The 18,066-nt window shown below is 49.9% G+C and carries 20 protein-coding genes; 8 read left to right on the top strand and 12 right to left on the bottom strand.

Annotated elements, in window-relative coordinates; translation table 11 throughout:
• From GEI7105_RS28680 to GEI7105_RS0102135, 4 genes are all read right to left on the bottom strand, one after another.
• A partial coding sequence (locus tag GEI7105_RS28680) for an RRXRR domain-containing protein (RefSeq protein ID WP_017658843.1) occupies positions 1-313 on the bottom strand: 313 nt, incomplete at its 3' end.
• A 295-nt stretch (positions 314-608) separates the two neighbouring features.
• Complete coding sequence (locus GEI7105_RS0102145) at positions 609-1,670, bottom strand: M28 family peptidase (protein WP_144053638.1); 1,062 nt, start codon at positions 1,668-1,670, stop codon at positions 609-611.
• 17 nt (positions 1,671-1,687) lie between these two features.
• On the bottom strand, positions 1,688-1,897 hold the full coding sequence (locus GEI7105_RS36535) for a hypothetical protein (protein WP_144053637.1): 210 nt from the start codon (positions 1,895-1,897) through the stop codon (positions 1,688-1,690).
• Positions 1,898-1,966: 69 nt separating this feature from the next.
• Positions 1,967-2,755 (bottom strand): hypothetical protein, encoded by a 789-nt coding sequence (locus tag GEI7105_RS0102135; RefSeq protein WP_017658840.1) that lies wholly within the window; start codon positions 2,753-2,755, stop codon positions 1,967-1,969.
• Between the two features lie 103 nt (positions 2,756-2,858).
• Between GEI7105_RS0102135 and GEI7105_RS0102130 the strand changes: the two genes are divergently transcribed.
• Together GEI7105_RS0102130 and GEI7105_RS0102125 are read left to right on the top strand one after the other, a co-directional pair.
• The gene (locus tag GEI7105_RS0102130) at positions 2,859-3,368 is read left to right on the top strand and encodes a hypothetical protein (RefSeq protein ID WP_026097363.1); all 510 of its coding nucleotides are present in this window, start codon (positions 2,859-2,861) and stop codon (positions 3,366-3,368) included.
• Between the two features lie 57 nt (positions 3,369-3,425).
• On the top strand, positions 3,426-4,205 hold the full coding sequence (locus GEI7105_RS0102125; RefSeq protein ID WP_017658838.1) for a photosystem II electron transport protein, Sll1252 family: 780 nt from the start codon (positions 3,426-3,428) through the stop codon (positions 4,203-4,205).
• 71 nt (positions 4,206-4,276) lie between these two features.
• Here GEI7105_RS0102125 and GEI7105_RS0102120 read toward each other — a convergent pair whose 3' ends face one another.
• From GEI7105_RS0102120 to GEI7105_RS0102110, 3 genes are all read right to left on the bottom strand, one after another.
• The gene (locus tag GEI7105_RS0102120) at positions 4,277-4,867 is read right to left on the bottom strand and encodes a Uma2 family endonuclease (RefSeq protein ID WP_017658837.1); all 591 of its coding nucleotides are present in this window, start codon (positions 4,865-4,867) and stop codon (positions 4,277-4,279) included.
• A 92-nt stretch (positions 4,868-4,959) separates the two neighbouring features.
• Positions 4,960-5,220, bottom strand: a complete 261-nt coding sequence (locus GEI7105_RS0102115; RefSeq protein WP_017658836.1) for a type II toxin-antitoxin system RelE family toxin — start codon at positions 5,218-5,220, stop codon at positions 4,960-4,962.
• A gap of 9 nt (positions 5,221-5,229) precedes the next feature.
• On the bottom strand, positions 5,230-5,544 hold the full coding sequence (locus GEI7105_RS0102110; protein WP_017658835.1) for a DUF6290 family protein: 315 nt from the start codon (positions 5,542-5,544) through the stop codon (positions 5,230-5,232).
• A 54-nt stretch (positions 5,545-5,598) separates the two neighbouring features.
• Between GEI7105_RS0102110 and GEI7105_RS40300 the strand changes: the two genes are divergently transcribed.
• Positions 5,599-5,733 (top strand): hypothetical protein, encoded by a 135-nt coding sequence (locus GEI7105_RS40300; protein ID WP_017658834.1) that lies wholly within the window; start codon positions 5,599-5,601, stop codon positions 5,731-5,733.
• Positions 5,734-5,848: 115 nt separating this feature from the next.
• On the opposite strand, the gene GEI7105_RS33035 is transcribed toward GEI7105_RS40300, so the two are convergent.
• Positions 5,849-8,542, bottom strand: a complete 2,694-nt coding sequence (locus GEI7105_RS33035; RefSeq protein ID WP_017658833.1) for an NACHT domain-containing protein — start codon at positions 8,540-8,542, stop codon at positions 5,849-5,851.
• A 119-nt stretch (positions 8,543-8,661) separates the two neighbouring features.
• On the opposite strand from GEI7105_RS33035, the gene GEI7105_RS0102095 reads away from it, so the two are divergent.
• Positions 8,662-9,168, top strand: a complete 507-nt coding sequence (locus tag GEI7105_RS0102095; RefSeq protein ID WP_017658832.1) for a DUF6653 family protein — start codon at positions 8,662-8,664, stop codon at positions 9,166-9,168.
• Positions 9,169-9,175: 7 nt separating this feature from the next.
• Here the strand turns inward: GEI7105_RS0102095 and GEI7105_RS0102090 are convergent, their stop codons facing one another.
• The 4 genes from GEI7105_RS0102090 to metH all read right to left on the bottom strand — a co-directional run bounded on the left by GEI7105_RS0102090 (position 9,176) and on the right by metH (position 13,750).
• Positions 9,176-9,547 (bottom strand): DoxX family protein, encoded by a 372-nt coding sequence (locus GEI7105_RS0102090; protein ID WP_017658831.1) that lies wholly within the window; start codon positions 9,545-9,547, stop codon positions 9,176-9,178.
• Positions 9,548-9,555: 8 nt separating this feature from the next.
• Positions 9,556-9,810, bottom strand: a complete 255-nt coding sequence (locus GEI7105_RS34260; protein WP_071591950.1) for a type II toxin-antitoxin system MqsA family antitoxin — start codon at positions 9,808-9,810, stop codon at positions 9,556-9,558.
• Positions 9,791-10,120, bottom strand: a complete 330-nt coding sequence (locus GEI7105_RS0102080; protein WP_202804378.1) for a DUF4258 domain-containing protein — start codon at positions 10,118-10,120, stop codon at positions 9,791-9,793. The genes GEI7105_RS34260 and GEI7105_RS0102080 overlap by 20 nt, the downstream gene beginning before the upstream one ends.
• Before the next feature lie 81 nt (positions 10,121-10,201).
• The gene (gene metH, locus GEI7105_RS0102075; RefSeq protein WP_017658828.1) at positions 10,202-13,750 is read right to left on the bottom strand and encodes a methionine synthase; all 3,549 of its coding nucleotides are present in this window, start codon (positions 13,748-13,750) and stop codon (positions 10,202-10,204) included.
• 279 nt (positions 13,751-14,029) lie between these two features.
• Here metH and GEI7105_RS0102065 point away from each other — a divergent pair, with 279 nt between their 5' ends.
• The 4 genes from GEI7105_RS0102065 (at position 14,030) to GEI7105_RS0102050 (ending at position 18,012) form a co-directional block, all read left to right on the top strand.
• The gene (locus GEI7105_RS0102065; RefSeq protein WP_035492581.1) at positions 14,030-15,079 is read left to right on the top strand and encodes an ABC transporter substrate-binding protein; all 1,050 of its coding nucleotides are present in this window, start codon (positions 14,030-14,032) and stop codon (positions 15,077-15,079) included.
• Between the two features lie 206 nt (positions 15,080-15,285).
• Positions 15,286-16,110: an ABC transporter permease gene (locus GEI7105_RS0102060; RefSeq protein WP_035492409.1), complete on the top strand. Its 825-nt coding sequence runs from the start codon at positions 15,286-15,288 to the stop codon at positions 16,108-16,110.
• A gap of 329 nt (positions 16,111-16,439) precedes the next feature.
• Positions 16,440-17,075, top strand: a complete 636-nt coding sequence (locus GEI7105_RS0102055) for a cysteine hydrolase family protein (protein ID WP_051044110.1) — start codon at positions 16,440-16,442, stop codon at positions 17,073-17,075.
• 175 nt (positions 17,076-17,250) lie between these two features.
• Positions 17,251-18,012: an ABC transporter ATP-binding protein gene (locus tag GEI7105_RS0102050; protein WP_017658823.1), complete on the top strand. Its 762-nt coding sequence runs from the start codon at positions 17,251-17,253 to the stop codon at positions 18,010-18,012.
• Positions 18,013-18,066 lie beyond the last annotated feature (54 nt).

The raw sequence follows: 18,066 nt of genomic DNA, 5'->3' as shown, positions 1-18,066 counted from the left end.
TTTGCTGTCCGCGATGGCTGAGTTCGGACGCCCAAATGACTCGGTTTTCGGACAGGATAGCCAACCCAGTTGTTTGCGAGCCGGGATCGATTTTGAGTCCTCGACTCCGCTCGGACTCAACGCTGAGCGGAGCCGAAGCGTTGAGTTGAGTTTCCGGAACGACACAATCTTTGGCTTCAATCTCGTGCAAGATAATGGTAAATGGATAGGGACGAAACACCGAAGCACGACCGGATTTCAGGAGCCGCCGCGCCTTGGCTGGATGGCATGGTGCTAGGGGGTTTTTGTCTTTGTCTAGAACGAAAACGTGCATAATACACAACTCCCAAAAGGGGTAACGTTTGCCTCGCCAAGGTTACGTCTCGGTACTCTCTGAAAAGCACTGCCTTAACCCGTTTTAAGCTGTTTAACTTTTCAGTTCTAGAGCGACAAGCTGGCAACGTACTCGTCGGTAGGAACTTAAACTCTCGGACGTAACGTAGTCTTCGGAAGACTTAGGCTGGTCAACTTGTGGGCTTTTTCAAGCCCCCGTCATAGCTAACAGGCTTGACGGCGGGTTGTTGACGTTATCTATGATACCGAGCGAACTCGAGTCGGATGGAAGCAGGTCAGGGAAACTGGACGCGCGATCGCGATGCGAGCGTTTCGGGTTCGAGTAACGTTGCCGTTGCGTTGACGACGAGTTGGGCGCTTCCGGTGAAGAAGGCGCGATCGAGCGTCTCGGGGGTATCGCTGGGACGGTGATAGTTCGGATTGCGAAAGTTGGCGGTATCTGTCACCATCACCGCCGGGAGTCCCGCCAGCCAAAACGGAGCGTGGTCGCTTCGCAACAGGTCGGGAAACACTACGCCATCGAACGGAACCGTCAGCGTTTCGACGTCGGGTAAGTCTGTCCCTCGACGATCGGCCTCTCGGCGCTCGGAGAAGGCGGCGATCGATTCGGCTGCGGCGACGTTTCCCACCACGGCGAGAAACGTTCCCGTTTTGGGGAAGTCGCGCCCAAGTCCGGAGGGATAGGTTTGACAGCCGACTTCATAGCAGGCATACCCGGTCATTTCGAGGACGATCGCCCCTTGTAAGTCGGCGGTGGTCTCGGGAGCGACGAAATTCAGGCTTCCTAAGAGGCCGTCTTCTTCGCGATCGAACAGTACCAATGTCAAACGGCGTTGGTGGGTATTCGATCGCAAGACTCGCGCCAGTTCTAAGAGGGTCGCCACGCCGCTGGCGTTATCGTCAGCCCCTGGGGAGTCGGCAACGGTGTCGTAGTGAGCGCCGACGAGTACGGTTCCGGCGTCTGGGTCGGTTCCCGCCTGGGTGGCCACGACGTTCGCTCCGCCGTCGAAGGCTCGTAATTCGGGCGACCATCCCGCCTCTCTCAGCGCGTTTAAGAGATACTGACGGACTCGGCGACGATCGCGACGGTCGTTCCGGGGAAAGGCGAGGGCTTCGACGTGGCGGAACAGGCGATCGCCGTCGATTTGGGGCATCTCGACAGCGTTCTCTGAGGCGACGGTATGACTAACGGTACTGGCGATCGCGCCGAGGACTCGTCCTCCCGTTGCCAGATCGGGTAACGACACCGTTAAGGGGTCGTGGATTCGGGTGCAGCCCAACAGCACGACCGTCCAAAACCCGACGATCGCGAGACTGACACGAAACACTCGCGGCATCGACAACGCTCCGATCTTCAGATGCAATTGTCTACCCAGGAGGCGATCGCGGGGTCGGTCGCGCTCTCCCGTCGCGTCGCGGCTGGCATCTCGTTCACAACGGCTCGAAATCGAGCGATCGCCCGAAGGGAAAGGATGCCTTTGAAGAAACTCGAAATGTTGAGAATCGAGAGATTGTTATACGGCTCTATCGGTCTCGATCGCGAGCAAATCCCTGTTTTCTTCATTTTTTATGAAAGCGTTTTTTGAAAAAAATAGTCACTCTATTTTAGCACAATTCTTTTTTTTATTCGGACTTAGATTGAGTGACTGCGTTCTTTAAGATACGTTGCAAAATAAGCTGAAGCTTGCTCGACATCGGGGTGATACCGTTCGGAAAATTCCAAAATTCGGGCGTCTACGCGCCGGGTTTTGGCAATTTGTTTTAACTCGACAAACATCAAAAACTCAGCCACACCGCGACCGATGGTTTCGAGAACGTCGCTGTAATTCCATAAGATTCGCCCCCGAAACTCACTTTTCAATTCTGCTTCGAGGAACTGACGCACGCTTTCCTCGTAAGGCCGGCGATCGAACTGCCCGATCGCCTCAGATACAGTCGGAGGAAACGGGCTGTTGAGGCGATCGCCGATGCAAACCGCCGCCACGTCCGCCGCCAAATCGGGAAACGAGGCATCCGCAGCCAGCGCCTCGTCCAACGAAGAAAACCGGCGATTGCGGTAGTCCACGACCGCTTGACCGAGATCTCCAGCCCAAGAACTGTGTTTTCCCGTCCAGCGGGTCGCGGCGTCGAACCACTGCGCCCAAGGCGGTAAGCGCAACTGGTCGGACAGCGAGGCGACGAAGTGGGCGAAGTCCGTAACTTGACCGGCTAGAGACACCGTTAAATCCAGGCGATTGTCGAGATGGGGCTGACGAGAGAACGTCGCGATATCGAACAGCATTTCCGTATAAGACGGTCGCGTGTGACGTCGCAGTCGGTTCGCGATTTCGTGAGGGGAGGCGTCGGGATACTGCTGTTCGGTCTCTCGCACGAAGGCGATCGCGACCTCGAAATTGCGTTGGCGTGCGTCCTCGGCGTCCATGTCTGGCACTCGTTTTCAATCGAACTCTTGTTTGACTATAAATCAAGGCAGACGCAAACTGTTACGCTGGAAAGCAGCAGGTTTTACCGTTCGAGACAGCCCGATGGAATACTTAGTTGCCGTTTTACCCGATCGCATCCAAGCGGAAGCCGCCTATACAGAACTCGAAAAAGCGGGTTTGCCCTCAGACACCCTCGCGATTCTGGGGGCGGGTTACAAAAGTGCTGACGAGTTCGGACTCATCGACCCCAACGAAACCGCCAAACGACGGGCGCTGCAAATGGTAACGTGGCTCGTTCCCTTTGGATTTTTTGGGGGATTTGCGTTCGATACGATTACAGGATTGCAGACGTTTCCTTGGGCGGGCGTCGTGGGAAATCAGATTATCGGCGGTTTTTTGGGCGCGATCGCCGGTGCGATGGGTGGTGTGTTCGTTGGAGGCGGTGTCGGTGCCATTATCGGCGCAGGAGACGCCCTCCCCTACCGCAATCGCCTGCGTCGCGGAAAATATATCGTCGTCGTCAGCGGTTCGCGATTTCAGATTCAAGAGGCCACCCCTATTCTGCGACGCTTCAAACCCGAAAGTTTACAAGGCTATCAAGAAAATAATTGAGAGTCGATCGCTGTCTCTTTATTCCCCGTTCCCTATTCCCCGTTCCCCGTTCCCCGTATGCTACCGAGAGACGAATTATTAAATAGTGTCGAAAATCGAGAGGCTGTAGCAAAGATTCTCGATCGCGCCGAAGATGCGTTGAAAACTTGGGAAATTGCCCAGACCGATTTTCTATCGCCGCCGGAATTAATGGAAGCCCTCGAGATATTTTCTCGCTTGACCGAGGTTCGTGCTGTCGCCTGGGGGGGATATCCGCAAGCCGAACGCCAGCGACTCGCGATCGCGCGATCGGAACTTCCCCTCGATACCGCGAACGTGGAAGTCGTCGCCGTTGAAATGGCGGGAAATTTTCTCTTCGACACCGCCACACACCGAGATTTCCTCGGGGCGATGTTGGGAACGGGAATCGTGCGGGAGAAAACCGGGGATATTCTCGTGTTGGGAGAGCGAGGCGCTCAGGCGATCGTGGTTCCCGACCTCGTAGAATTTTTAGAGATGAATTTGACGCAAGTGCGATCGGTTCCGGTGAAAACCCAGGCGATCGCCCTGACAGAATTGCGCGTTCGTCCCCCGAAGAAGAAGGAAATGACTACGGTAGAAGCGTCGATGCGTCTCGATGCGATCGCTTCGGCGGGATTTGGAATGTCTCGCAGCAAGATGTCATCGCTGATTAGTAGCGGTGACGTGCGTGTGAATTGGAAAGCAGCCAAACAGTCGAGTTACACGGTGAAATCCGGCGATCTCATCGCGATTCGAGGAAAAGGACGTTTGGAAGTGGGAGAAGTGGCGATTACGAAGAAACAACGCTACCGCGTACAGTTAACGCGCTTGCGCTAGGACATCCGCCGACACCTCTCCTTAGCAAAGCGAAATTGCAAGGATTTCCACCCTTGGAGTTTGAGCCAGAATCAATTTTTTGAGGTTTCCCGAACATTGACTCGTCGGTAAATTTCCCGTAGCGAAATCTGAAACGCGATCGCTCTCAATTGAATTTCATCTTCGGGGTTTCGATATTCCGTCAGCAACCATTGATTTTCCGAGGTTTTAGAAAACTGTTTGACGCGATCTTCGTCCGGACAGATGAGGAGATATTCGCGAAACTGAGGGAGAGATCGATAGAAATCAAACTTATCCCCTTGGTCATAATTGCGCGTTGAATTCGACAACACCTCAACAATTAACGTCGGATTAATAACCGTCGTCGTTCCCGTTCCTTCGTAAATCGGCTCCCCTTCAATGACCATGACATCGGGATAAGTGTACTGTCGATATTTGGGAATCCACAGTTTGACTTCTCCCAAATACACCTCGTAATCGATGTCACCAATACTGAGGGGAAATTGGCGACAAAAGTTCAACGCAATTTTATTGTGATTGGTTGTCCCTCCTGCCATTGGCACAATTTCCCCATCTCGATATTCGTGTTTGTCCTCGGATTGTTCTTCGAGTTCGAGGTATTCTTGCGGCGTATAATATCGGGTTTGAGTAGGAGTTTTCATAACAAATGATTTAAGATTTTATTGATTTTACATTTTTGAAAAATGTAATTAAAATTCAAAAAAAATTCAGCAAAAATTGAAATTTATTGAATTTACTTTTTGTAAATTTCTCGACGGTGTCCAACTTGAATCACGGAAACCCGCAAAATGCGATCGAAAATTTGATAGATGATGCGATAGTCACCAACTCGAACTCGATAAGTTTCCTCTTCTCCCGATAGTTTTTTAACCCCTGGGGGACGAGGTTCGATCGCTAACGCTTCGAGTTTTTTGAGGATTCGATTCCGAATCGGCTTTTCAAGTTTTTTAAGCTGTCGCTGTGGAGCAGCTTTTAACTCGACAATATAGCTCACAACTGCACCCTAGTCATCCAATTCGCGTTTGAATTCCTCAAGCGTCATCGTCTCACCGTCATCACTTTCTTCCTTCGCTTTCCGAACGGCTGCTAAATCAATTTCATCCTCAACTTGCTCGTACATCCGCAAGAAAAACTCAAACGCCTCTATAGAAATGGTTGCGGCGACAGCTTCTCCGTCTTCTGTCAGAACAACCCAATCGTCGTTTTCTCGGATTCCTTGTAAAATTTCTCTGAATTTGTCCCGAAATTCCGTAATACTAACTCGAACGACTTCGTGACGATCGAACTGTGACGTGGCTTTTGCGAACGTCGAATCCATAACCAGTTTCCTCTATCAGCACTCTCTAAAATTGTAACCGGACAAAACAAGAAGGTGTCACCGGGACAAATGAGCCTTCCCTGGAATCGATGGGAAGCGAACGATTCTGAAATTCGTAAAGTTGCCAAACAGTTCGTGTTGGCGAACTGTTACGACCCGAAGATTGTCGCACAACAGTTTGAAGAGTAAGAGAAGAGAGAGGGGGGAGTGCCAGGTATGGAAACGCGCAAAGACTAAGTTTCTCGTCGGAGAAGCTGTAAATTCAAACTTTTCTCAAACGGCTGTGGCGCTTATATGTTACAGTTTACAAGTCGCTGCGCGAGAGAAGAGTACAACCCGCCGTACCACGCCTAATGGTGTACGCGCGCGAGAGACCCCCCGCAATGCGGCTTCGAAATGTGCGCGAGAGACCACTCGGATATACTGAAGTAAGGGAGATGAAGGGAGATGTCCCACACAAGGGAGATGAAGGGAGATGTCCCACAGGGGCATCCACCACATATCGTACAGAATTCCAACCGACCCGATCGTACAACTTACTCCAGTCTTTTCCGACTTCCTCGTAAATTCGCTTCTGAACGCTAAAACCGAAGCGCCTACTACTGTAGTATACCCAAAGTCGATCGATCGCACGCAGGTCTTCACAGGGAAAATTCTCGATCGACTCTTTATCTAGATAGCCTTCTCTTTCTCGATTGGCAGCTTTTAGCATCACCGCAAGTGTTTCGTTATCTGCCTCTTCCCATGCTCCCGCCGCGAGATAGTTCGCCAGTGTTTCATATTTCTTTGGAATTTTCTCTCGTAAAATGCGAATTCCTTTGGACTGCGATCCCGTCTCGAAATCTTTCTCTGTCCAACAGGCTAAATTTCGATAATGTCTAGCCGGGTAACACGATAGTTCCTCACTTGTCGGCAGTCGATAATAATAAAAACTTCCCTCTTCTTGTTGTTCTGACTGCAAATCCTGTTGGTTTAAACGAGTTAATGCTTGCGAGACGAGGGCATATTCAATCGGGGTAGCCGGTTTCTTTGCTTCTGCTGGAGTCATCTCCAAAGTTAAAGCAGCTCTATTTTCGCTTTCGTCCCCTTGATGAATTAAAAATTGATACTCCGCTTGATTGAGATAGCACAAATCGATCGCGAGTCCAGCGTCATCTTCCAGCAAGCGATTTAAACGGCGCGATAGCATGACAATCGCTGCCATTGCTGCAATTTCTGGATTGTCAGAACACAAACCGGTTTCTAGGATTTCTTCAATTTTCCGTCTCACCTGCGGATTGACTTCTCGACCTTCTTCCAAACAATCGTAAGCTAAGCTCAAGGTTTGGACGTTTTGATTGTCGATCGCGTATTGAATTAAATTTGACACGTTACTTTGTGCGGCATACAGTCGAATGGCTTCCGCCCAAAACGAATCCTCAAAATTTTGCAGCAGAAGATTTTCTTGCTTCAGTTCTTTGACTTGAACTGCTGCCAAGTATTCCTGAAAGCTTAAATGGGCGAATTCATAGCTGCCGATCGTTTTCTCAACCAACAAACCCACATCTTCTTTAATCCCCTTCACCCACTGTGCTGGCGTTAATGTCTGTCCGCTGGTTTTCGCTAACTGTTCTTGAATCAGCGGTTCTACTGCTTTCAACTCAAACGTCGGTTTACCCTTTTCCATCAACGCCAACGCCAGCACTTGTAAAATTCTCTGATTCTGTTCCGGTTCGAGTGGTAACTTCAACCGTTTCGCATACAGTCGCCGCCCCAACAACACATCACAAATTTCTCGATACAGTTCCACCCGTCGCCTCGGTAGTGCGTTCCCCAAGGCGTGAACCGTGGCAATCATCGTCACCAAAAGCGGATTGCTCGCCATCCTGCGAATCGCGGGATTCAACAGCAACGCCTCGATGAGATTGTCCGCTTTTTCCTTCGCATCGGCTCTCACCGCAGGCGTATCTCGTCCCCCTCGCTGGCGAATCTCCGTTTGTCGATACCAAGACTGCACGAACTGCCGAATCTGTTCCAGGTTAAACGGTTGCACCTCCAGCACAATTCCCACGTGGTTGAGACGTTCCCCCTCGAAGCCGTGGGGACGAGACGACAGTACGAACGTCGCGTTGGAATATCGCTGCATCTGTTTGTTAACCCAATCGCTCACCGTCTGGCGTTCTTTAACATCCGCCACCTCGTCCAACCCGTCCAACATCACCAAACACTGCCCGTTTCGCAGCAGGTTCTCGAAATACCCCGCAGGCGGTTCTAAGGTTTCGCAGGCGGGTAATTTTTTAACTCGCTCTCGAATCAATTGCGGTAAATTGGGCGGTTTTGACTGCACGAGGCGATCTCGCACGTCCCGCATCCGCATCAACACCGGAACCCGTTTCGGCGCGTTGTGTTTGCCGTGTTTTTTCAGAGCGTAAATCAGCGTAACGTGCTGGAGTAGCGTCGTTTTCCCCGAACCCGGCGGCGCAAGTACCGCAATACGGCGATAGCTTCGGGTTTTTTGACTTTCCCTCAAAAAATCCCAAAGTTGCTGGGTTTCGCCTTCACCTGGCAAGGTTACAGGTTGGCGCGTCACCACACCTCCCGGTACGTTTCGCGGGATTTCCTGCACCACCCGCAACGGAACGAAGACATCCTCTAAATCCAACACGGGCAACCCGACGTTAAATCCCTCGGTTTTCAGTTCGCAGTAGTAGTCGATGAGGCTGTTGTAATACTTCCCGAGGAATCCCGACAGCTTCCATTTCAGCTTTCCGGGGAGCTTGTCGGTGGCGATGAGTATCTGTTCCGCTGTGCGTTGTCCCCGTTCGTTCGCCCCCTTCTCCATCGTTTCCATGAAGCCTTTGCTGTAACTCGCCCAGATGGAACCCGCAGCAGCGATCGCCGTCGAAATGACAGCCTCTCGGATATCGCCAGCAATGGCGGAGTGAACGGCCAAGCCTCCAAACAATCCGGAGGGGAACCATTGAACGAGAATTTGAGCGGGTTTGGGAAGTTGAACCATCGTCGGGAATTGTCCGGGTGTGGCGATAGTTCCAATTTAGCCGATCGCTCCTCGCGTCAAGTTCGCCGTTGCCGTTTGCTACCGTAAAAGCAACCTCTTATCGAGAGCCATCAGCAACCATGAACCTCGAACAGCGGATTGCCCAAACCTTCAGCATGAGCGAGACGGTGTGGCAGCGACACGCCAACCCCTGGAGCGTTTGGACTCGAACCACAGTTCTACCCTTGCTCGTCGCGGCGATTTGGAGTCGGGTATGGCTGGGGTGGTGGGCGATGGTTCCGGTGGCGTTATCCCTATTCTGGATGTGGTTTAATCCCCGCCTGTTCGAGAAACCCGCCTCTACGGATAACTGGGCGTCAAAAGCCGTTCTCGGCGAGCGAGTGTGGCTCAACCGCGACGAAATCCCCGTTCCTCGCCACCACCGCAACGCACCCAACGTCCTCAACAGCATTTCAGCGTTGGGGCTTCCCTTCCTGGTTTGGGGGTTGGTGGTGTTGAATCTTTGGAGCGTACTGCTGGGAACTTGTCTCGTCTTATGCGGGAAGTTTTGGTTTCTCGATCGCATGGTTTGGCTGTACGAAGACATGAAAGACGCCTCGCCAGACTATCGAAGTTGGCTGTATTAAACGACAGTTACCGCCCGCGATCCAAACTCACCGGTCCCGAACCGAAATAAAACGCCATCAACAACCCACCCAGTAACCCGAGATTTTTGAAAAACGCGGTGGTTTGTTCGGGATCGGTGGGATTGTGAAAGACGATCGTGGCGGGGATGAGAAACAGAATTAATAAAACGACGCCGATGCGAACTTTGTACCCGAGAACCAGGGACAAGCCGCCAAGGAGTTGAAACACGATGGTTCCGACGAGCAGCACTTCCGGGATCGGCAACCCGCGATCGCCCATCATTTGAGCGGTTGCAGCAAATCCCATAATTTTACTGATTCCCGCTCTCAGAAAGATGGTAGCGAGGCAAATACGCGCGACGAGTGGGATGTAGTTCATGGGGTTTGTTATGGCTTGCAATAGGTTTGTGTAGGAATCTTGATGTAGCTCTCTGGCTCTTTATTTCCTTCGTAAATCGATAAAAACTGTTCTTCAATATCTTCAAGCACTGCACCGTCATAGTACATCATCCCACAATCTAAACACACTTCTACAGGTGTATTTTGGACGATTAGATATTTGCCTTGATGACTGTAAAGGTAGTCAACTTTTCGTTCTTCAAATCTAGAACTTCCGCAACTGTTACATCTCACTTTCGCCATTGGTTTCTCCTTTCGATCGAATCTGGGAATTCAAAAAATTAGGTGGACGAGGAATATAAACTGTAATAATTGCAACTTTTTTACCACGCCATCCACAAACAATATGAATAGGGATTTTGTTTGCAAATCCCAAAATCAAGCAACTTTCTCCTCGTCCTGTATCTGGATACTGTTCTAAGATTTCTCCATTTAAGATAGCTTCTCGAACTTGACTAACCATTAATCCATCTGCTTTACGTTCGGTATCTCCATGAGAGGTATAAACATATTGTCGAGCTTTAACTTTCGACTTGATTTCCTCAATTTTCATAACAACAAACATAATACAAAAGCTCGATAGAATGCCAGGACGATCGTTAAAGATCGCCCTGGAAACTCAAACGAAAAACGCCTAGGCGCTGAAGTATTTCGCAATCGGATGATAGACCACAAACGCGGTGGTAGACTGTTCCGGATATAACTGTTCGCTTTCGTCCATATACATTCCGATGCGATCGACTCCCATCAACTCCAACTGACGGTATTGATCGGAAACCTTCGGACACGCAGGATAGCCAAAACTGTATCGCGAACCCTGGTGGCGTTGCGCCAAAACATCCCGAACGTTGTCCGGTTCCAAATGTCCGTACCCTAACTCGCGGCGAATCTTCGCGTGAATCCATTCCGCCATCGCTTCCGCCACCTGAACCGCCATCCCGTGATAGTACAAATAATCGGTGTACTCGTTCGCGGCAAACAGTTTGTTTGCGAATTCTGTGGCAATATGACCCACTGTCACCGCTTGCATCGGAAAGACATCGATTTGTCCGCTTTCTTTCGGCGCGAAAAAGTCCGCAATACACAGACGACGCATCGATTTCTGACGGGGGAAGGTAAAGGTAGCGACGGGTTCGGTTAACTGTCCCGATTCCGCGTCTTCGGGTTTATAGAGATGCAGCGAGTTTCCTTCCGATTGACAGGGGAAATAGCCGTAAACGAGCTGAGGGTGCAGCAAGTTTTCCTCGAGGATTCGTTTTTTCCAGGTGTCCAAAATCGGATAAACCGTTTCTTGTAAAAACGCGTCGTACTCTTCCCGAGACTGTTCGCGAGGTTTGCGAAATTGCCACTGACCCGCAATCAAGGCTTGTAAGTCCAAATACCAGTAGAGTTCCTCAAGGGGAATGTCTTCCGGTTGCAGGATTTTCGTTCCCCAAAACGGCGGTTTCGGACGTGCAATATCCACATCCACCGCTTCGGAACGTCGCGTATCGACTTCGATGGGTTCGGCGGCTTGGGTTTTTTCTTGGTCTGACTTCTTCGCAGCAGCGTCTGTGGTTTTGACGACTTCAGCTTTACCGTTTTCTTCGTTTAAGAAGCCTTTCAAATCGTCCCAATTGCCATCCGCCTTTGCTGGCATTAACTTGTCCATAAAGTGTAAGTCAGCAAAAGCATCTTTTCCGTAAACCACTCGTCCTTTATAGGAATTCTGACAATCTTCATTGACGAATTTTGGTGTCAACGCTGCACCGCCGAGAATCACGGGGACGGTAATGCCTTCTTCGTTGAAGACTTCTAAATTGTCTTTCATGAAGGCAGTAGATTTCACTAACAACCCACTCATGGCAATACAGTCGGCGTTGTGTTCGCGGTAGGCACGAATGATGTTTTCAACGGGTTGTTTGATGCCGAGGTTGACGACTTTGTAGCCGTTGTTCGAGAGGATAATATCGACGAGGTTTTTACCAATGTCGTGAACGTCCCCTTTTACAGTGGCGATTAAGAAGATGCCTTTTCCGCTGTCGTCAGCGTCTTCTTTATCCATGTAAGGCTCGAGATACGCCACCGCCGCTTTCATGGTTTGCGCCGACTGCAACACAAACGGAAGCTGCATTTGTCCGGAACCAAACAACTCGCCGACGACTTTCATGCCATCGAGGAGGAAAACGTTAATAATTTCGAGTGGTGGATACTGTTTGAGTGCAGTTTCCAGGGATTCCTCTAAGCCGATCCGTTCGCCATCGATGATATGTTGTTTTAACCGTTCTTCGATAGGAAGGTTTTCGTCGATTTGTTTGGTTTTCTTCGCCGATTTCCCTTCAAAGAGGGTGGTGAGGACACCGAGGGGATCGTAGGTGCAAACGTCTCCGTCGAATTCGCGGCGATCGTAAATAAGATCGCGACAGATTTTTTGGTGTTCGGAATCGATTTTCGCCAAGGGTAAAATCTTACTGGCGCTGACGATCGCCGAATCCAATCCGACTTCCATTGCATCGTGGAGAAAGACGGAGTTGAGGACTTGTCGCGCGGCGGCGTTCAAGCCGAACGAGATGTTTGAAACGCCGAGGGTAATATGACACTCTGGAAGCTCTTCGCGAATTCGGCGAATGGATTCAATGGTGGCTTTTCCGTTTTCTCGGTCTTCTTCAATCCCCGTCGAAATGGGAAGTGCCAGGGGGTCGAAAAAGATTTCTCGCGCCGGAATTCCGTATTCAATGGCGGCGTAATAAGCGCGTTTGGCAATCTCGAATTTTTTCTCGGCGGTTCGCGCCATCCCGTCTTCGTCGATGGTGCCGACGACAATTCCCGCACCGTATTTTTTGGCCAGTTCTAAAACTTTATAAAATCGCGGTTCGCCATCTTCGTAGTTGGTGGAGTTGAGAAGGCATTTACCTCCGGCGACTTTCAACCCCGCTTCCATTTTCTCCCACTCCGTCGAGTCCAGCATCAACGGAAGTTTGACGTTATTCACCAAACGCGAGACCAATTCGTGCATATCGCGCACGCCGTCGCGTCCCACATAGTCCACGTTAACGTCTAGAATTTGAGCGCCTTCTTTTTCCTGCGCTCTCGCTAAGGCTATCAACCCGTCCCAATCTTCGTTATTGAGGAGGGTTCTGGCTTTTTTCGACCCGCTGGCGTTGAGGCGTTCGCCAACGATCAGGAAGGAGTTGTCCTGTTCGTAGGTTTGGGTATTGTAAATCGAGGCCGCCGAGGGTTCGTAGTTCGGTTTTCGGTCTTTGGGATGGAGAGTTTTGGAAATCTCAGCTAAGGCGGCGATGTGTTCGGGTCGGGTTCCGCAGCATCCGCCGATAATTTGCACGCCTAAGTCCTCGATAAAGTGCATCAGGGACATCTTCAGTTCGAGGGGGGTGAGTTTGTAGTGCGCTTGACCGCCGACGTTTTCGGGAAGTCCGGCGTTGGGGATGCAGGAAACCACGAAGGGGGAATGTTCCGATAAGTACCGGATGTGGTCTTTCATCAAGTCGGGGCCGGTGGCGCAGTTGAGACCCAGGATATCGATATTGTAGGGTTCGAGGATGGTCAACGCCGCGCCGATTTCGGAACCGACGAGCATGGTTCCGAACTGTTCCATAGTGACGGAAACCATAATGGGACGGCGATCGCCTTTTTTGGCGAAGACGTCTTCGATCGCGTTGAGTGCGGCTTTGATTTGCAGAACGTCTTGGCAGGTTTCGACGAGAAATAGGTCTACACCACCGTCGTAGAGTCCTTCGGCTTGGACGGTGTAGGCGTTGCGGAGGGTGTCGAAGTCGATATGTCCCAGGGTAGGGAGTTTGGTTCCAGGCCCCATTGACCCGGCGGCGAAGCGAGGTTTGTCGGGGGTAGAGTATTCGGCGGTGATGTCTTTGGCCAGTTTGGCGGCGGCTTTGTTGAGGTCGTAAGCTTTGTTAGCCAGGTCGTATTCGGCGAGGACGACTGGGGTTCCGCCGAAGGTGTCAGTTTCGATGACGTCGGCACCGGCTTCGAGGAAGGCGCGGTGAACGGTAGCGACAGCGTCGGGTTTCGTGTGAACGAGGTATTCGTTACAGCCTTCGTATTCGGGGCCGCCAAAGTCGTCGGCGGTGAGGTTCTGCACTTGTAGGTTGGTTCCCATTGCGCCGTCGAACACGAGAACGGGACGCTCGGGACTGTGGAGTCGATCGAGGAAGGCGCTATTCATAAACCAAGTCACACATAAGGAGTAGCTTTACAATTTTACATGGCAGTTTGAGGCGAGGTCTGTTACAGAGGGGCGAAGTAGATGGGATGATGGGAAAATTCGGGAACGAGAGGCGATCGCGACTCGATGGGAGTCAAATCGTGGTAGGAAAGATCTAGAAAAGATGTTTCGGCTACAGTTTGTGCCAACGCGGTAAGGGTAAATACTCCTTAAAATCGACTCGATTCGTGGGGATCGGTTCTCGCTCTGTTTGTTCTAACATAAGGCTTGACGGAAATTATGACCTCTACTTCGACGTTCCAGTTTTCGCGGCGGCGGGTTCTTCAACTGTTGTCTGGCGTGACTGGAGGACTTGTCTTGCACGCTTGCACGTCCCCCGATCCCGAGGGAGCTGAGACGACCCCGACCGAAATGATGTCTTTGTCTGTCGGTTCGACGGTTTGGATCGGACTTACGCCGCTGTTTATTGCCCAAGATAAGGGATTTTTTCGAGAATTAGGTCTCGAGGTAGAATTCAAAAGCTTTGGTGCCAATTCCGACTATGTGGCGGCGTTTCTTGCCGGACAAATCGATGCAGTCGCACCCGTCACCTCTGAGGTGGTGTCCCTAGCCGCGAAAGAGAAAGATTTTCGCATCGTGTTAGTCGAGGATACCTCCATCGGCGGCGACGGAATTTTGGCACGAAATCGCATTGAGAGTATCGAGGCGTTTAAAGGAGAACGCATCGCCGTCGATCGCGGCGGCGTCAGTCACTTTTTCTTACTTCAGGTGTTGGAGGAGGTAGGACTATCGGAGTCAGACGTGACACTCGTGAACGCCGATCCTCCCTCAGCAGCGGCGGCGTATCAGGCTGGAAACATCGATGTTGCAGTGACTTACGCACCGTTTATGCAGCGGGCGAACGAGGCGCAGGAAGACGGACGTATTATTTACGATTCCTCGAAAATGCCGATGGCGATCGCCGACGTTTATGCGTTCGATCTCGAATTTCTCGAAGCGAATCCTCAAATCGCCGAAGCTTTTGTTAAAGGAATTTTTAAAGGATTGTCGTTCCTCGAAACGAACCCCGAAGAAGGGTTAGAAATTGCCGCCAAGCAGTTTGAAGTGACTCCAGAGGCGTTAGCTGCCGATCTCAAAGGGATTCAATTTCCCGACGCCGAGATGAATTTGGAAATGTTAGGCGATCCCGAAAGCAATCTATATTTACTCAAATCCCTAACCGATTTGGCAGAATTTTTAAAGAGTCAAGGTCAAATCGATACGATTCCCGATCTCGAGCCGTTGTTAGAACCCAAGTTCGTCGAAGCGGTTATGGAAGAAGGATCGTGATGTAGCGACAGCCACCAGCCTTTTACAGTGAGCAGTCAACAGTGTTTCAGTCACCAGTGAAGACAGTTTACAGATAACAGCTTCTCCCCCTCTCCCCTTCTCCCCTTCTCCCCTTCTCCCCCTCTCCCCTTCTCCCCTTCTCCCCCTCTCCCCTTCTCCCCTTCTCCCCTTCTCCCCTTCTCCCCCTCTCCCCCTCTCCCCTGCTTATGTCCGACGATCGCAAACGCTATCTTCGTCCGTCTGTGTTTTGGAGTATCCGCCAGGGATTCCCTCGCTGGCTGAGTTTGACGCTCACGGCGTTGGCGTTATTTATCCCGCTATGTGCTTGGGGAGTTCTCAGTTACGGCGAAATGGTCGATCCCCGCTTTCTTCCCACCCCTACGGCTGTCCTTCAGGCGGGAATCGAGATGTTTGTCGAAGAAAATTTAATTGTCGATATTTTTGCCAGTTTCGGACGGGTGTTAGCGGGGTTTTTGGTGGCTGCGATCGTGGGAATTCCGATTGGAATTGCGATGGGAACGTTTCACAGTATGGAAAGTCTGTTTGGGGCGTTTGTGGGGACGGTGCGGTATATGCCAGTGGCTGCATTTATGCCCTTAATTGTATTGTGGGCGGGATTGGGAGAAATTGCTAAAATCATCATCGTTTTTTTAGGGATCGTTTTTTACAACGCGATTATGATTGCCGATGCAGTGAAGTTTATTCCGAACGAAATGTTGAACGTTGCGTATACGCTTGGTGCGACGCGATGGGATTTACTCTGGCGAGTTATTCTTCCAGCAACGTTACCGAACATTATCGATACGTTACGGGTAAACGTGGCGGGAGCTTGGAATTTTTTAGTGATTTCTGAATTGATTGCCGCTCAAAGTGGATTGGGATTTAAAATTATTTATTCTCAGCGTTTTTTACAAACTGACAAAGTGCTGTTTTGTATTGTCGTGATTGGTGCGATCGGTCTGATTTTGGACTTTCTATTTAAGTTGATTTTCAAATTAACATTACCTTGGGCAGAACCGACCTCAAATTAAAGATGAAGATTTAGTAGGGTGAGCATCGCCCACCTCAGCTTAATTTTTTTGAAGTTGGAATCTCTAAAAGCAAGCAATAGAAATCCCAAATGATACAGAATCCAAATCTCAACGCTTCGACTCCGCTCAGCGTTGAGTCCGAGCGGAGTCGAGGACTCAAATACTGGTTTTTCCCAACCCGACAAGTCACTCTATCCCCCCAACCCCCCTTTGAAAGGGGGCGGAAGGGGGATAGGGGGCTAAGGGGAAATGTGGTGAAGACTTCTTGAAACCTAGCTTATCGGATGACGGATCTCGTATGATTTAGTTGATAAATTTAGTAGAGTTTGATGGGCAATGCCCACCCTACAAATGATGTACAAAATGGAGATTTTCTGACTTTGAAACTTATTTTAGAAAATGCTGTATTGTTGGCGATCGATTTTCAAAAAGACTTTATGGAATCGATCGTTTCAACAGTTGGAACAGATGTTGTCGTCCCCAAAGCGAAACAGGTATTAGAGGTGGCGCGTCGTGCCAAGATACCTATTATTCACACTCAAGAAGTTCATCGTAAAGAATTAGTGGATTTCGGACGCGAGTTAGATGGTGCAGAACCGATTCATTGTTTGGAAAACGAGCCAGGAACCGATTTTCACCCGGAACTGTTGCCAATTGAAGGGGAGTTTACAGTCCCCAAACGGCGATACAGTGCGTTTTTTGCGACAGATCTCGATATTTTACTACGCGGGTTGAAAGCTGATACCATCGTTTTGATGGGAGCGTTAACAGATGTTTGCGTGCATTATACGGCGGTAGACGCTCACCAACACGATTATCATTTTTTCGTTCTTGAAGATTGTTGTATTGGTTCGGATTGGGAGGCGCATCGTGCGGCGATTAAGGCAATGGTCTATTTGCAGAAAAATGCTTGTTTGGACTCTCGAGATTTTGTGAATTTTTTGAAAGATTTTAAAAATTGTTGATGTCCAGATCCCCGGCATCTCCAAGATGCCGGGGATCTCACCCGACCCTTAACCGATAGGGGATTTTGCCACGAATCATTTAACATCGCTATAGATTTTTTTTGAAATTCATCAGTTGGGTGTGTTGAATTTCTTGCCTCCATTAAACCTACGAGTTGCTAGACGATTGAGAGTCATGAACGAGCCGAAGCTAGAGGTTCGCAATATCACTCATAAATTTCGACAAAAGCGGAAATTTTTGACAGTTTTACAAGATATTAATTTAGAGCTTTATTCAAACGAGTTTGTTGGCATTGTCGGGCCGTCAGGCTGTGGAAAATCGACATTGTTAAATATTATTGCGGGGTTGGTCAAACCGACTTCGGGAAAAGTTATCGTCGAGGGTGAGGTGGTGCCGGGGCCGGGTTCCGATCGCGGTATGGTTTTTCAAAGTTACACCCTCTATCCTTGGTTGACTGTCGCGAAAAATATTGGATTTGGGTTACGGTTGAAAGGAATGCCAAAAGCCGAACAGCGCGATCGCATTGCCTATTATTTAGAGATTATTGGATTGACTCGGTTTGCGAACGCTTACCCGAAACAACTCTCGGGTGGAATGAAACAACGGGTTGCGATCGCTCGCGCGTTAGTTAACGAACCAGAAGTGTTGTTAATGGATGAACCCTTTGGCGCGTTAGACGCACAAACACGAGAACAGCTTCAAGCATTTTTTCACGATCTTTGGGAAAAAACCCAGATTACTGTATTGACAATTACCCACGATGTCGAAGAAGCCATTTTTCTCTGTCAGCGAATTTATGTTATGGGAACTCACCCCGGTTCGATTCAAGAACAGGTAACTGTCAATTTACCGTCTCATCGAACCTTGGATATGAAATTAACACCGGAGTTTCTCGAAATCAAACGAAAAATTGTGCGATCGCTCCGAAATATTTGATTTTTCATTATAGAGTATCTTCAATTTTGTCAAGCTAAATATAAATTTGTTTAT

Source organism: Baaleninema simplex PCC 7105 (assembly GCF_000332355.1).
Lineage (GTDB): Bacteria > Cyanobacteriota > Cyanobacteriia > Cyanobacteriales > Geitlerinemataceae > Baaleninema > Baaleninema simplex.
This window is presented reverse-complemented; position numbering and strand designations above follow the sequence as displayed.